Here is a 16,182-nt window from a genome sequence, read left to right as displayed (position 1 = left end):
GGATTAGGCTTGTCTTTTTCAACCAATAATTCGATTGTTATTGGTTCTTTAAATAACAATCCTGATTCCTATTCTACAGGGATTAACATTCCGATTACCAATACGAGTGATCTCGAGTCCAACTTAAATTCAAATATTACTTATTTGATTACCGGAGCAGCCAGAAGAAAAAATACGAAGACAATGCCTGCAAAGGCTGTGATTCAATACCAGCTAACTGTAGGGAGGTGATATTAGTTTCTGAAGTTCTGTCTGCTGTAAGATGTAGCGCAGAAGCACAGATAAAACTTGGAACAAAAAGATACAGGATATAGATGATATTGTTCCAATAGGGATAGGCCCAAATATCTCTCAGGCAGTATACCCCTTTTATATGTTCTTAATTTTGTGTATATTTGCGGTAAACGGAATATCATTAAGCTATTCTCTACTATAATACTTGCCAATCATTGTCATTAGATTGGGTTTAACTCCATCCCGGGTCTCCAATCCGTTGTCATCCGGGAAATTTAATCTTCGCAAAGTCAATATACGCTCCAGAGCGGCTAATAATAGTTTGGCAGAACAGGCATACAGAGAAAAGTTATTTTCTTACTTAACAATTTATAATATATGGCTAAATCGCAAGCTACCTTCATGAAGAAACAATTGGAAAAAAATAGACAAAAGAAAAAAGAGGACAAAGAACAACGTAAATTGGAACGCCAGCAAAACTCTACAGGTGGAGATTTGGAAAGTATGATGGCCTACGTAAATGAGTTCGGCGAAATCGTTTCCACGCCTCCTGAAAAAAGGTAATTTAAAATTTCATGATGATATTTAATAAAAGAGGACCTTTAGGGGTCCTCTTTTATTTTAATCCCTTTTAGATTAATTCCATTGATTGCAAGTAGAATTCATGCAGACTATAAGAAGATCATTTTACTTTATTAAAGACAACATTGAACCAATCATTAAGTGATTTGGCTTAAGTTTTGCGTTACTATGAGAAAAAATATGTTGATTAGAAAATTGTTGCTTATATTTCTTTAAAATAGAAATGAAATTACAATTATTCATTTGAATATATTTTGTTTTGAATTCCGCTAAATCAAAGATTAGATAACACCCCTGCCACTCCCTATGTCCGCAAAAGAACTAAATACCTTACATCCACCTGTTCATGAGCTTTTTGAAGTTTCCACTCAAATTTATCCTGATGCTACTGCAGTGGTTTTCGGAGAAGAGTCTCTATCCTATAAAGAACTGAGCCATAAGGCAGATCAGTTGTCTTATGCTCTTATAGATGCGGCCCGGGATGAGGAAATTATAGGCGTGGACACTACAAAGTGTCTGGAAATGGTTATTTCAGTATTGGCTATTTTGAAGGCAGGAAAAGCCTATTTACCTTTAGATCCTGGCTATCCGGAGCACCGACTTGAACAAATAACAAAAGATTCCCGGATAAAAACCTGTCTGAGCTTATCAAAAAACAGAGAAATTTATCAGAACTTGGGCCTTCGAACAATACGATCAGATGAGGTGCAGCAAGGCATGGAAACCCCTGTTCCATTTCAATCTTTAAATGCCTGTATTCTATATACTTCTGGGTCTACAGGAAAGCCTAAAGGTGTATGCCTGGGACATAAAGGACTGGTTAATTTTCTGTTCTGGCAGCATAAATATGCACTCACTGGAAATGGAATAAACGCCTTGCAATTCTGCCATTTAAGCTTTGATGCTTCATTTCAGGAAATTTTTGTAACTCTTACAAGCGGGGGAACTTTGTTTCTTCTAACAGAAGATATTCGTTTGGATGCAGGGCAATTGTTGAAATTTATCATCAAACATGACATCAACAAAGCTTTTCTTCCTTATGTTACTTTACAATATTTAACCGAAGCTGCTGTTGCAGAGCATGTTTTTCCTTCAAAGCTAAAAGAAATCATCACAGGCGGCGAATTGCTCAAAATCACGCCTACCATCAGAACTTTCTTTAATGCGTTACCAGACAGTGTTTTAGTAAATGTCTACGGACCAACAGAAACTACCATCTGGGTTACAGAATTAAAACTATCAGGAAATGCTTTGGACTGGCCTCCTATCCCTACTATAGGCAGCGTGATGGCAAATTCCTCCATCTATTTCCTTGATGAGGCCCTACAATTAGTTAAAGATGGAGAAATTGGCGAAATGTTCATTTCGGGTCCAGGCCTGGCTAATGGCTATCTGCATCAGCCTGAAATGACTGCTGACCGGTTTATAGACTGGTTACATCCATCGAAAGGCTCCATAAGACTCTACCGCACTGGAGATTTGGGAAAATTAATGGACAATAAGGAGATAGAATTTCTTGGAAGAAAAGATGGTCAGGTAAAAATAAGAGGTAACAGAGTAGAGATTGGCGAGATTGAGATCGCGATTATGCAACAGGCAGATATCAGTCAGGTTGCTGTGGTATTGAGAGAGGATCAACCTGGAAGAAAGTATCTTGTTGCTTATGTGGTTGGCCAAAACGACAATAAGGACGGCCTGTTGCTCAAAAGCCAGCTGGCTGACTTACTTCCTGATTATATGGTTCCTTCAACAGTGGTATGGATGGATGAGCTGCCAAAAACCACCAGCGGCAAAGTAGACCGACTTAAATTGCCTGAACCCGAGTCATTTAGGCCCGATTTAAATGTGATTTATCAGACTCCGCACAGTCAGATGGAAAAAGATATCGCTGGTGTTTGGATGGAGCTGTTCAGATACGACCGGATTGGCGTCTATGATAATTTCTTTGATCTGGGAGGAAATTCTCTGCTTGCCCAAAAAACGGTGGCGACACTCAAATATGAATTCAATTATGAATTGCCAATTACCAAACTGTATCAATATCCTTCTATTAAGGGTATAGCTGGCTTCCTGGGCCCTAAACAGGTTGAAGAGGAAGATCTTGATTCAGCATTGCTAAAAACGGCGCTATCGGGAGATATCGCAGTCATAGGCATGGCGGGAAGATTTCCTGGGGCCAACACTATTGAAGAATTATGGTCCATCTTATCAGAAGGGAAGGAAACGACGACTTTTTTTAAAGAGAAGGATTTAGACAATAGTATTCCGGATTTGGTTAAAAATGATCCAGCCTATGTGAAAGCAAGAGGGATTATAGAAGGTGCGGATCAGTTCGACCCCGCGTTCTTCGGACTGAATGTAAAGCTTGCCGAGCTCATGGATCCGCAACTTCGGATCTTCCTGGAAATTTGCTGGGAATTACTGGAGAAAACGGGAAATTTTTCCTCAAAACACCTCACCAAAACCGGGGTGTTTGGGGGCAGCGGGGCCAATACTTATTTTGTAAACAATATATTACAGTATCCCGAAAAAATAGAAAGCCAAGGCAATTTACAAGTGCTAACGGTAAATGAAAAAGATTACCTGGCTTCCAGAACAGCTTATCATCTCAATCTGCAAGGGCCGGCTGTAAGTATCAATTCGGCTTGCTCCACTTCTTTACTGGCTGTGGTGGAAGCTGTGAACAGTTTACGCGCAGGACAATGTAATATGGCTATCGCTGGTGGCTCGAGTGTTACATCCCCTATATATAGCGGCCATATTTACCAGGAAGGCAGCATGCTAAGCGCCAATGGTCATTGTCGTCCTTTTGACAATGAAGCAACAGGCACAGTGTTCAGTGACGGAGCTGGTGTTGTTTTACTAAAAAGACTGGAAGATGCACAAAGGGATGGCGATCTGATTTTTGGCCTGATCAAAGGTGTTGGGGCAAATAACGATGGTGGCGGGAAGGGAAGTTTTACCGCACCAAGTACCGATGGTCAAGCAGAAGCTATACGTTCGGCCATTAGGGATGCTGGTATTTCAGCAGCAGAAATCACATATATTGAAGCCCATGGAACTGGAACTCCAATTGGTGATCCTATAGAGTTTGAAGGTCTCCTGAAAGCATTTGGGCCTCAGCAGCACAAACAGTTCTGTGCTATAGGTTCTGTAAAAAGCAATTTTGGCCATTTGACTCAGGCCGCAGGTGTCACAGGACTGATCAAGACATGTTTATCCCTTCATTACAAGAAACTACTTCCCTCTTTAGGTTATCAATCTCCAAATAAAAATATTGATTTTCCAAGCAGTCCTTTTTATGTACAGACTGAATTTTCTGACTGGGATTCAACAACCAAAAGAATTGCTGGGGTGAGTTCTTTTGGTGTTGGTGGCACCAACGTACACGTGGTGATGGAGGAATATCAGCACCAGGCCCCCGCTCCTGTTTCCAGTCCGGGAAGGCCTTATGAACTCCTGAACTGGTCTGCAAAATCTGAAAACAGCAGAAATGCCTATGACCTTGCTTTGCTTGAATATTTCCAGAAACATCAAGATGTTCATCTTGCCGATGTTTCGTACACCTTGCAAAGATCTAAAGAAGCTTTTCGCTTTAGAAGGTTTATGGTATCAAGTGATGCAGCTTCGGCCATGCGCTCATTGGAACTGAATCCGCCTACATCGCAAGAATTGAATTTGCTGCAAAGCCTGCCGGGAGAAATAGTATTTGCCTTTCCGGGTCAGGGCGCACAGTACCTTAATATGGCTTCTGATCTTTATAAAAACGAGGCGGTTTACAGAGAGGCTATAGACCAATGTGCTTTATTATTGCATGAATATCTGCAAAGGGATATTCGCCAAATTATTTTTCCGCCAGAGATCACAGAAGCAGCGAATGATCTGCTCCGTGAAACCAGATATACGCAACCTACACTTTTTGTCACAGAATATGCATTAGCCAAATTGTGGATGTACTGGGGCATTGTGCCTACAATGCTCTGCGGTCACAGTATTGGTGAATACGTGGCTGCGCATTTAGCGGGTGTCTTTACACTGGAAGACGGATTAAAATTAATTGCCACTCGGGGTGCCATGGTAAATGGTCTTCCTTCAGGATCTATGTTATCCATCAGGAGTTCATCAGAATCGATTGCCCCGCTATTAACCGGGGATTTATCACTGGCGGCTGTGAACAGTCCTTTCCTTTGTGTAGTGGCGGGTCCGGACCAGCAGATCCAGGCCTTCAGCGAGTTACTACAAGCGAAAGACATCCTTAGCAAATTGCTCTTTACAAGCCATGCCTTTCACTCTTCTATGATGGATCCTATTGTAGCCGATTTTAGGGCTGTAGTGGCTGAAGTTTCGCTATCGAAACCCAGAATACCTATTGTATCTACTGTAACCGGTAAACTCCTCACTGATGAACAAGCTCAGGATCCGAATTATTGGGCCAATCATTTAAGAAATACGGTGCAATTCTCTAAAGCCATAGAGACGATACTCAGCTTTGACTCGCCTCTTTTTCTGGAAACCGGGCCAGGAACAACAATGACTACACTTATAAAACAAGTGGCAGGCAAGAATGCTGGTTCTTTAAAGGCTCTGCCTAGTCTCCCTGGTAAAGATCAGGATTACCCGGGCTTGTTAAATACGCTTGGACAGCTTTGGAATTGTGGATTAAATCCCAACTGGGAAAATTACTATGGAGATCAAAAGCGGTTAATTTTAAATCTCCCAACCTATCAGTTTGACCGAAAACGCTATTGGCTGGAGATAAATAAAATAATTAAAACACCATCAGTTAATACGGCTATACTATCACAAGAAAGACCTATTGAAACGATTAATTCTCTTACAATGAGACACGAAAACCTTAAATTAAAGATCAGACAGGTACTAGAAGATGCTTCTGGTATAGAAATGGAAAATATTGGATCTGACAGAAATTTCCTGGAAATTGGACTCGATTCTCTGCTGCTCACCCAAGTAGCTATTTCATTAAAAAAAGAGTTCAACCTGCCCATTACATTTAGAAAATTAAATGAAGAATATTCTTCTATAGATTTGCTGGCAGTTTATATTGGTCAAAACACAGCTCCAGAGGCATTTGGAAGTCCTGTACATACTCATATCCCAGCTCCCATTGCCGTTCAGCCTGTTATGAATACGCAATACGCTAATCCGGGTACCGTAAACGATACGGCACTCGGCCTTATTGCACAGCAATTGGAAATCTTGTCTAAACAGGTTATGCTCATGCATGGGCAACCCATTCCGGCTGTTTCTGCTCCGCAAACCTCTGCAGTTCAGCCAGCGGTTAATGGCCTCCCTAAAAAAGCTTCAGAAGAACAGGATTTAAGCCCACAGGAAAAAGCAGAAATACAAAAACCTTTTGGTGCTACGCCAAAAATTGACCGCCAGTCTGTGGAATTAAACCAGGATCAGCGGAAACTTCTGGCTGACCTGACAGAACGTTACACCAGGAAAACGATAAAGAGTAAAAATTACGCGCAGGAAAGCCGCTCCTATATGGCAGATCCAAGAGTAGTATCCGGCTTTAAACCGCTGACCAAGGAATTGATCTACCCAATTGTGATCAACAAATCGAGAGGCAGCCGCCTTTGGGATTTGGATGGCAATGAGTATATTGATACTTTAAATGGCTTTGGATCTAACCTGTTAGGCTACCAGCCAGATGTGATCAGGGAAGCGATGCACGATCAAATAGAGAAAGGTTATGAGGTAGGACCTCAACATGAACTTGCAGCAGAAGTGAGTAAACTGGTGTGTGAATTTACAGGCTTTGATCGTTCGGCTCTGTGCAGCACAGGCTCGGAAGCCGTTTTAGGCTGCATCCGGATTGCAAGAACCATTACCGGACGTTCACTCATTGTGGCTTTTACCGGTTCTTATCATGGAATCATTGATGAAGTTCTGGTTAGAGGAACTAAAAAACTTAAATCCTTTCCTGCTGCAGCTGGAATTATGCCAGAAGCTGTGCAAAACATCCTTGTACTTGATTATGGTACAGAAGAATCTCTTTCCATTATTAAAGAACGTTCGCATGAAATTGCGGCTGTCTTGGTTGAGCCTATACAAAGCAGAAGGCCAGAGTTTGTACCTCTCGATTTCTTAAAGGAATTAAGAGCAGTTACAGCTTCTTCGGGTGCAGCACTTATTTTTGATGAGGTCATTACTGGGTTTAGAATGCATCCGGGAGGTGCTCAAGCTCTGTTTGATATTCGTGCAGATCTGGCATCTTATGGTAAAGTAGTTGGCGCTGGTATTCCTATTGGTGTCATTGCTGGAAAAAAACAGTTTATGGATGCCCTTGATGGGGGTGCATGGAATTATGGAGATCAGTCTTATCCAGAGGTGGGCGTTACTTATTTTGCAGGAACGTTTGTCCGTCACCCTCTTGCACTTGCCGCAGCAAAAGCATCCTTAACCTACCTTAAAGAGAAAGGTCCTGAACTGCAATTGAGTTTAAACAAAAAAGGCGAAGACCTTTCTGCTGCTTTAAACGTTGAAATTGAAAAAAGACATCTTCCCTTTTTTATAGCAAATTATGGTTCTCTTTGGAAGGTTAAGTTTCATGAAGAGGTTCCTTATAGTGAACTGATGTTTACTTTAATGAGAGAAAAAGGGATTCACATTCTGGATGGATTTCCTTGCTTCATAACCGAAGCCATGTCTGGGGAGGATTTAGAAAAGGTTAGGAATTGTTTTATCGAGAGTATGGATGAAATGATCCAGGGTGGCTTTTTCAGCACCTATACACAGCCTTCGTTAAATCACCAACGGACAACTCCCGTACTGGACATCAATCATCCCCCTCTTCCAGGCGCGCGTCTGGGGAAAGATGCGCAGGGAAATCCTGCCTGGTTTATTGAAGACGAAAAGAATAAAGGCACATTTTTACAAGTTCAACCAAGAATAAGCTAAAATGACAGATAAGTATACTTTTATAAAGGTTGACCATGATCCATTTTCCGGAAAAGAGATTGAAAAGGTGGTACTCACCAATGAGGCTCAGCGGGAATTGTGGTTGTCTTGTATATTGGGTGGCGATGATGCGAGTTTGGCCTATAATGAATCTGTATCTCTTTTACTGGAAGGTATTTTTGACTTAAACGCATTTCAAAATGCGCTTACCGATTTAATTAAACGACACGAAGCTTTAAGGGCTGTGGTCAGTTTAAGCGGTGAAGATCTGATCATTTATAAAGATAGGCCGGTTGAGTTGATTTCCTATGATGGCCCGGATGCGGAGTTTATACAGGAGCAAATTTCCAAACCCTTTGATCTTTATAATGGTCCGCTGTTTAAGATTTATCTGCACCAACTGGAAGAAAGAAAACACTATTTTACCTTGATCATCCATCATATTATTGGTGATGGCTGGTCTATAGGTATCATTCTGGAAGATCTGAGTAAATTGTACAACGCTTATCTCCGTTCTGAGACGCCCCATCTTCCACAGGCTGAACAAATCAGCGATTATGCAATAGAGCAGCTTGCTTTCAGGAACAGCAGTGAGTATGCTGAAACACTTCATTTCTGGATGGAAAAGTACAGGAAAAATGTCCCAGTGCTTAATATGCCCCTCGATTTTGCCAGGCCTGCAGTACGGACCTATCGAGGAAAACGAAATGATTATGTTTTAAATCCTGACCTTCTTCAGGCGCTGAAAAAACTTTCAGCTCAATCGGGTGCAAGTCTGGTGGCTACCCTGATTACCGCTTTTGAAGTTTACCTTTACCACCACACCGGGCAACAGGATTTGGTATTGGGCTTGCCTGCCGCCGGGCAATCGGTTACAGGCTATTTTGGTTTGGTTGGCCATTGTGTCAATTTACTTCCGTTAAAGAGTAAGGTCTCTCCTCAGCTTTCTTTTTTAAATTATCTAAAGATCAGAAAGTCTGAAATCTATGATGCCTATGATCATCAAAGGCTAACTTTTGGCGAATTATTGCAAAATTTAAATTTAAAGAGAGATAAGTCTAGTGTTCCATTGGTGCCTGTGGTTTTTAATGTGGATATGGGTATGGATGAGAAGGTGAAATTTGATGGGTTGACACATCATTTATTCTCTAATCCCCGTGTAAGCCAGACTTTTGAAATTTCACTCAATGTCAATGGTTCTAAAAATGCGATGATTTTTGAGTGGGCATACAACACCCAGCTTTTCACTTCTGCTACAATTGACCGAATGATGAAAGAATTCGAATTGCTGCTGGAAACAATTACGACAAGTCCTGAAACAGCAATTAGTGCAGTCTTGCTCCATCCTCAGCCATTTCCGGAACTAGCCATTTCTCGGGTGGATATACCTTCTGACTTAACCATTCTTGATCTGATAAAACAACATACGGATCTTTCACCATTACGTGTTGCTGTCATTCACAGCGAAAAGTCTCTAACTTATAAAGAACTGGATGAACGTTCCAATCAGGTGGCCAATCATTTATTGACGCTAGGTGTTACAAAAGGCACGCTTATACCAATGTGCGTTCAACCTTCTTTAGAAATGATTATCGGAGTCCTTGGAGTATTAAAGACAGGTGCAGCTTATGTTCCTGTTGACCGGGATTTCCCTGAACATCGTAAAAATTATATTATAGCCACCTGCGGACAGCCCGTGATGCTCACGGATCTTCATAATTTAAAACATCTAAAGCTGAAGGAAATAAATCCCGATATTTTGGTTCTGGATGATCCTAAAAGTCCGGTATGGAGAACTTCAAAGCAGTATATTGATTCTCGGATTTCTCCAGAGGATTTAATCTATATCATTTATACTTCCGGTTCTACCGGGCAACCAAAGGGTGTTATGATTGAGCATCGGGCTATTGTTGACTATCTTTTTGGCTTGCGAAAAGCTCTGCCTCAAATTTTAGATTGTAGTAGTTTTGCGCTAGGCTCTTCTATTGCTACCGATCTAGGAAACACCGTGCTCTTTAGCGCTTTAATTCAGGGAGCAGAACTACATATTTTTGAAAAAGACGAATTTAACAGTACTTTATACATCCATGAATACTTTAAAAAACATAAAATAGATTTTCTGAAAATTGTTCCTTCTCACTGGAAATACCTCATGCTGGACGACCAGGGTTTGTATCCTGAAAAGATTATGATGTTTGGAGGAGAGCAGCTTCCTGTTGAATTCATCGATACCATTACACATTCTGGAACAAATTGCCTATTGGTCAATCATTATGGCCCCACAGAAACCACCATTGGCAAATTGCTTCACATCATTAACCCGAGGCGGAAATATGAAGGCACCATTCCAATTGGAAAAGCCTTTTCAAATACATCCTTGTATGTATTGAATTCACATCTCGACCACAGTCCTATCGGTGTTGCCGGTGAATTGTATATTGGTGGATCTGGTTTGGCACGAGGCTATTTTAACCACCAGGAACTGACCGATCGTTTTTTTATCCCTAACCCTTTTGATTCACAAAGCAAATTATATAAAACGGGAGATCTGGTCAAATGGTTGCCAGATGGAAATATCCAGTATCTTGGCCGCGTAGACGACCAGGTAAAAATAAGAGGAAACCGGATTGAACTTGGTGAGATCCAAAACACCTTATTAAAACATACAGATGTATTGCAATGTGCCGTGGTTGTAGTTGATAGTCCTGGAGGTGAAAAAAAACTGGCCGCTTATGTAGTAGTTAAAACTCAGGTCCTTTATAAAGACAGTATTATTGACTTCCTAAAGAAGGAACTACCAGATTACATGGTACCAAGGATCATTGTTGGTCTTGATAAAATTCCTTTAACGGCCAATGGAAAAGTAGACAGGAAAAAACTTCCAGAAGCAGAGCAAGAAGATAAACAAGCTTATATTAAACCTGCTACTAAAAACCAACAGATTGTAGCGGCAATCTGGAAGACTTGTCTTGGACTACCAGAAATTGGCATCAGGGATGACTTTTTTGAATTGGGTGGCCATTCTTTGACTGCTGTTAAAGTCATGACAGAAATTGAAAAGCAAACTGGAAAACGTTTGCCGCTGTCCAGCCTGTTCGAGAATTCTACCGTGGAGAAGCTGGCTGGTTTGCTTCAAGAGGAAAAACTGAGGGATGGCACCTGGGACGCGCTTGTTCCTATTAAAACTGACGGCATTAAAAACCCAGTATTCCTGGTCCATGGCGGTGGTTTAAACATCCTGGTTTTCAAATACATGTCGGCACATATGGATCCCGACCAACCGGTGTATGCCCTCCAGGCACTGGGCTTAAAGGGCAAAACAAAATTGTTCTATACCATTGAAGAAATTGCTGCAAAATACAATTCGGAAATTATGGAAGTTAATCCTGATGGCCCCTATTTGATCGCAGGCTATTCTCTGGGTGGAAAAATTGCTTTTGAAATGGCAAGGCAACTCCTCCAAATGGGTAAGGAAGTTAATATGCTGGGCATCTTTGATACATATGCAAGACCTTCAAACCAGGGCTTAGAGAGGTTGAAGCAAAAAATAATCCGGCAAGTTCATAAAGCTCCCTTCATATTTAAATTGTTTCTGAAATACCCTGGACGAACCATCCGTTATCAATTGGTATTTGTGCGAAACAAGCTGCTGAAGCTATTTAGGCAAGAACTTAATTCCCAGGATGAGGTATTTTCTTTTGATGCGGAAATTCTTAAAAGTTATGATATAGCCTACGAAAACTATAAGCTTGCCCCTCTTGACATTGTTGTCGATCTTTTTCGTGTAGAAGAAAGGATTTACTATCTGGATGACATGGTGTATCTTGGATGGAAACCCTATGGTAGAAAAGGAGTAGATGTTCATGAAATTCCGGGTGACCACAAAACTTTTCTCTACCCTCCAAATGACCGGGAACTGGCACAAATGCTTCAAAAAGTAATAGATCAAAAATCTTAAATATGAATGATCCAGACACTTTAATAACGAATAGTTTGTTGATCCGTGATATTCTACCGAAAGAATATCGGGCAGAACAGACATTTGATGCTTGTTTAACCTATGTGGTTTTAGTTTCAGTTTCACGGGCCTACGAAAAGATCGAACATGAATATCAAACTATACTTAGCCTTACTGAGATAGAAAAATCTCGAAGTTTTGTACATGACCATGATCGTAAAAGTTATCTAGTGAGAAAATACTTTTTAAGGACGCTTCTTGCAAGATATAGTTCCACCGATCCTCAAGATATTAGGTTTTACATGTCTGAGAATAAAAAGCCCAGTGCTGAGGGCATTCAATTCAATGTGAGCCATAGTAGCAATTTTGTAGCCATTGCACTCAGCCCTAATAAAATAGGCATCGATATAGAACGTGTTGATGAGGGATTTGATTTTAAAAATTTATTACCCTGTTGTTTTGACGATAAAGAGTCAAACTACATTTTATATGGTGATACATTATTTAATTTCTATACTTTATGGACCAGAAAAGAAGCGCTGCTGAAAGCAACAGGTGAGGGTTTGATTGATGCACTTCCACTTTTAAATTGTTTGCCGCGAGTAACGTACAGGCAAGGCGCTGCTTTCAGGTTAAACTCTTGTGAAATACAGGAGGGATATATCCTCAGTCTGTGCACGCTTGCTACGGATGCCACCGAACCAATTTATTTAATCTTTTAAGTCTTTTCTTAAAAACTAAAAATTCATTATGGATAATTATTTTATTACAAAAATTCCCTACACAAAGTTAAATACGAAGCCGTCTTCGCTAAAAGTTGTGCGGTTCATCAATAAAGGATTGAGGTTTTTAAAATTAAGGTATATGCTCAGTCCTGTGGATACGACTGTAGATATGAACACGATAGAACAGCGCATCAACTACTATCATTTACTTAACCAGGTCCTTGTGGGACAGGTGGAAGGAGATGTGATAGAGCTGGGCTGTTTTACCGGGCAATGTGCCTTATTATTTCAGAAAGTCATAGAAGAAAATCAAAGCAACAAAACGCTTCACCTTTATGACTCTTTTGAAATTCAGTTTTCAGAAAAGAGAGATATTAAAAAAGTGCTACTGGAGAGTTTCCAATCTGCTCATTTGAAGGCACCAATACTTCATGCCGGACTTTTCAGCGAGACTGTTCCTGCTAAGTTACCTAAAAAACTTTGTTTTGTGCATATTGACTGCGGACATGGCGGCAATGTGGAGGAGCACAAAAACATATTATTGGACCTGTTCAAAGAAATCTATCCCAGAATGTCGGCAGGCGCCATATGTGTATTGATGGACTATAACGATCCGCAAATTAATGGTACAGGCCATAATGCAAATCCTGGTGTAAAGCTGGCCTGCGATGAATTCCTTGCAGATAAACCTGAAGAAATTATTCTATTATATGGAAATCAGTATTATCATGCTTACTTTCGGAAACAATAATAAAGACTTTATGAAAAGCTATTTAAATCATCTCCTTTTTCTACTGCATTTTGGCTTTATGCTCTCCTACTCAGCCGTTGCTCAAGATACCACTTTTATACATAAGGAAGTTAAACCTATCATTAAAGGATCTCTAATTAAAACACCTGAAGCACTTGGTATTTCGCCTAAAGTTCAAAAAGCCATAAATGAAATGACCAATCCACCTATCAATATTGCCCTCTTTGGTGTAGATAGGCGAAATACTCATGATCAATCCAACTCAGATGTCATTATCATCCTTTCTATAAACCAGCAGAAAGGACAAGTTAAAATGTCTTCTATTATGCGCGATACCTATGTAAATATCGAGGGTAAAGGAATGGATAAGATTAATGCTGCTTTCGCCCTGGGCGGACCACAATTGGCTGTAAAAACCATCAATCAGAATTTCGAAATGGATATTAAGGACTATATGAATGTTGATTTCTACAGTGCTGCAAAAATAGTAGATGCTTTAGGTGGGGTGATGATTGATGTTAAAGAAGCAGAAGTGCCCTATTTGAATAACTACCTTGATGAACTTGTGAATATCGGAACTGTTTCTAAAGCCGAGCACGTTTCTAAAGCTGGCTTACAAAGACTAAATGGAAATCAGGCTGTTGCCTACACAAGAATAAGATATGTTGGCCGCGGAGATTATGAACGGACGGAAAGGCAACGGTCGGTTATGGTTGCGTTATTTAATCAAATCAAAAACGCTGGTCAGAATATGTTTCCTGTATTAGCTTCACAGGTGATGCCCAATTTAGAAACCAGCATGAATAATATGACGATGTTAGGCTTTGCAAGTGGCATTTTAGGAGCCAAAAATAAAGCCATTGAACAGGCTCGCTTTCCATTGGACAAGCAGAGTACCGGAAAAAGAATAAACAACATCTGGTATCTTACTACCGATTTAAAGGCAACTGCTGTTTCTCTTCATGATTTCATATATAAAGACATTAAGCCGCTAAATAAGAATTAAAGCAAATTTATTTTCTTTTCGACTTTTCCCAGGCAGCACTTTGTGTTTTCTTAAAATATCGCATCATACCAGCAAGTACAGCATAATTCATAACGCAAAAATAATAAGGTATAAAAAGTGCTTTGATTCTAATGTTCTTCTTTTCAAGAAAATAGCCAGCTAAAGCAAGACTATAGAAAATTATCTGTGCAAGAAACAGCAGCAAGTAACCTGTGCCCGCTCCTTTAAAGGCAAGTAATGCGTTTAGTATAAAAACCAGGATCAGCAGGAATGGTGTAATTGTCCATCTTAACACCCTATGGCTGATGTATTGAAATGTAAATATTGGATAATGAAATGGATTGGCTGCTTTCTTTAAACGTAAGATAGACTGGATACCTCCGGCAGCAATACGAATCTTCCGTTTCAGCTCCTCTTTGACATCTGCAGAGGCTGTTTCCACGGCGTAAGCTTTAGGCTCGTACGCAATGATGTGACCATTTTCCGCAATTCGCATGGCAATCATATGATCGTCGATGATCGTATCTGATTCTACAGGCTGATAAAGCGCCGTTCGAATGCTAAACAACTCGCCTGCCGCACCAACATTGGAATATAATTCATAATCCCATTTCTTTAGCAGTGACTCATACTTCCAGTAGAAACCCTCTCCTGCTGAACTGGCATCTGCCTTTTCTTCCACCATGATTCTTTTTTCTCCGGCAACCGCTCCAACCCTGGGGTTTTGATAATGCTTGATGAGCTCCAATAGTGCTTCTCTGTTTAAAAAGGTATTTGCATCAGTAAATACTGTAATTTCTCCTTTAATAAATGGAATCGCTCGTTTTATTGCAGCCATTTTGCCTGCACGCTGATCTTCATGCAAAACAGTTACTCCATTATATTTTCTAATGCGTTCGGCAGTTCTATCGGTAGAGCCATCTGTTATAAAGATAAATTGTATCTTTTCTTTGGGATAGTCCAGGTTAATGGTATTCAGTACTTTTTCATCTATCAGGTCTTCTTCATTATAGGCTGCAACAAGTACCGTAACAGTAGGCATAAGTGTTGTCGTTTCGTATATCGCGGTCTTTTTGAATAGTCTTTTAATTCTGATCATTACAAAAAGCACCAAAGCATATCCGGCAAACGTGTAGAAAATCAGAAACAAACTGATCCAGAAAATTATTATCATTTGTTAAGTTTAAATTTTGTAACCTAATTTATCACTATCGGCTCTATTGGAAAAGTTCCATGCCAGTCCCTTAAACACCCATTTCACTAGATCCTTCCTTCCTTTTTTTAAATAAGTAAAAATTTGTTTTGGGCAGGCTAGTAAGATGTAATACATGCTAAATAAAACAGTATTCACCCAACTGGTATTTCTTCTGACAAAAAGCAATCTGTTGCGGGTCATAAAATAAGTCTTAATGCTGCTTTCTTTCCCAACACTCATCGATTCTTTATGATAGATCTTGGCGCGCCCTGTAAACCAGATCTTCTTTCCTGCATTTCTAAATCGCTCACACCAGTCCAGTTCTTCGTAATACAAAAAAAACTGTTCTGCCATTAAACCTACATCTTTCAAATCACTTCGCCGGCACATCATGGCTGCACCATGGCAATATCCTGTTTCTCTGCTGTCATCACTGTATTGACCTGTATCTTTATCCATTTGACCAATGGTATGATTCCTGCAAGTTAGGTAATTCATATTTGTATAGCCTGCATATTGCACTACATCTGGTTGTTCAAAATAAAGTATTAACGGAGAAAGCAGACCTATATCCGGCTTCTCTTCAAATTCAGCTATCAATGTATCAATTAGATTTGCTGTAATCTCTGTATCATTATTAAGTAATAATAGGTAATCCCCGGTAGCTTGCTTAATCCCGAGATTATTTCCGCCAGCAAAACCAAGATTCTTCTCTGAACGGAGATAGATCAATTCGGGATATATTTCCAGATAAGCTTCTCTGTGGTCTTCCATGCTCCCATTGTCTACCAGGATCAACTCTAC

At 40.2% G+C, this 16,182-nt stretch carries 9 protein-coding genes; 7 read left to right on the top strand and 2 right to left on the bottom strand.

The genetic code is table 11. The annotated features are described in order from the left end of the window. The 7 genes from DBR11_RS29670 to DBR11_RS18680 all read left to right on the top strand — a co-directional run. Positions 1 to 231, top strand: a 231-nt coding sequence (locus DBR11_RS29670) for a hypothetical protein (protein WP_158275328.1), incomplete at its 5' end; no start/stop codon positions are given. A 381-nt stretch (positions 232 to 612) separates the two neighbouring features. Continuing rightward, positions 613 to 798, top strand: coding sequence for a hypothetical protein (locus DBR11_RS18705; protein ID WP_108554157.1), 186 nt, complete (start codon positions 613 to 615; stop codon positions 796 to 798). A gap of 324 nt (positions 799 to 1,122) precedes the next feature. Continuing rightward, positions 1,123 to 7,743, top strand: coding sequence for a type I polyketide synthase (locus tag DBR11_RS18700; RefSeq protein WP_108554156.1), 6,621 nt, complete (start codon positions 1,123 to 1,125; stop codon positions 7,741 to 7,743). A gap of 1 nt (position 7,744) precedes the next feature. Next, the gene (locus tag DBR11_RS18695) at positions 7,745 to 11,701 is read left to right on the top strand and encodes a non-ribosomal peptide synthetase (RefSeq protein ID WP_108554155.1); all 3,957 of its coding nucleotides are present in this window, start codon (positions 7,745 to 7,747) and stop codon (positions 11,699 to 11,701) included. Positions 11,702 to 11,703: 2 nt separating this feature from the next. Next, positions 11,704 to 12,423, top strand: coding sequence for a 4'-phosphopantetheinyl transferase superfamily protein (locus DBR11_RS18690; protein ID WP_108554154.1), 720 nt, complete (start codon positions 11,704 to 11,706; stop codon positions 12,421 to 12,423). Between the two features lie 28 nt (positions 12,424 to 12,451). Next, complete coding sequence (locus tag DBR11_RS18685) at positions 12,452 to 13,177, top strand: TylF/MycF/NovP-related O-methyltransferase (protein WP_108554153.1); 726 nt, start codon at positions 12,452 to 12,454, stop codon at positions 13,175 to 13,177. A gap of 10 nt (positions 13,178 to 13,187) precedes the next feature. Next, complete coding sequence (locus DBR11_RS18680; protein ID WP_108554158.1) at positions 13,188 to 14,183, top strand: LCP family protein; 996 nt, start codon at positions 13,188 to 13,190, stop codon at positions 14,181 to 14,183. A 7-nt stretch (positions 14,184 to 14,190) separates the two neighbouring features. Here DBR11_RS18680 and DBR11_RS18675 read toward each other — a convergent pair whose 3' ends face one another. After that, on the bottom strand, positions 14,191 to 15,357 hold the full coding sequence (locus tag DBR11_RS18675; RefSeq protein WP_108554152.1) for a glycosyltransferase family 2 protein: 1,167 nt from the start codon (positions 15,355 to 15,357) through the stop codon (positions 14,191 to 14,193). 9 nt (positions 15,358 to 15,366) lie between these two features. Beyond that, on the bottom strand, positions 15,367 to 16,182 hold an 816-nt coding region (locus DBR11_RS18670), incomplete at its 5' end, for a glycosyltransferase family 2 protein (RefSeq protein ID WP_108554151.1).

It is taken from the genome of Pedobacter sp. HMWF019, from assembly GCF_003061025.1.
In the GTDB taxonomy this organism is placed as follows: domain Bacteria; phylum Bacteroidota; class Bacteroidia; order Sphingobacteriales; family Sphingobacteriaceae; genus Pedobacter.
This window is presented reverse-complemented; position numbering and strand designations above follow the sequence as displayed.

Coding starts and splice junctions, on each gene's coding strand:
- DBR11_RS18705 (WP_108554157.1), top strand. CDS start 613: ATGGCTAAATCGCAAGCTACCTTCATGAAGAAACAATTGGAAAAAAAT.
- DBR11_RS18700 (WP_108554156.1), top strand. CDS start 1,123: ATGTCCGCAAAAGAACTAAATACCTTACATCCACCTGTTCATGAGCTT.
- DBR11_RS18695 (WP_108554155.1), top strand. CDS start 7,745: ATGACAGATAAGTATACTTTTATAAAGGTTGACCATGATCCATTTTCC.
- DBR11_RS18690 (WP_108554154.1), top strand. CDS start 11,704: ATGAATGATCCAGACACTTTAATAACGAATAGTTTGTTGATCCGTGAT.
- DBR11_RS18685 (WP_108554153.1), top strand. CDS start 12,452: ATGGATAATTATTTTATTACAAAAATTCCCTACACAAAGTTAAATACG.
- DBR11_RS18680 (WP_108554158.1), top strand. CDS start 13,188: ATGAAAAGCTATTTAAATCATCTCCTTTTTCTACTGCATTTTGGCTTT.
- DBR11_RS18675 (WP_108554152.1), bottom strand. CDS start 15,357: ATGATAATAATTTTCTGGATCAGTTTGTTTCTGATTTTCTACACGTTT.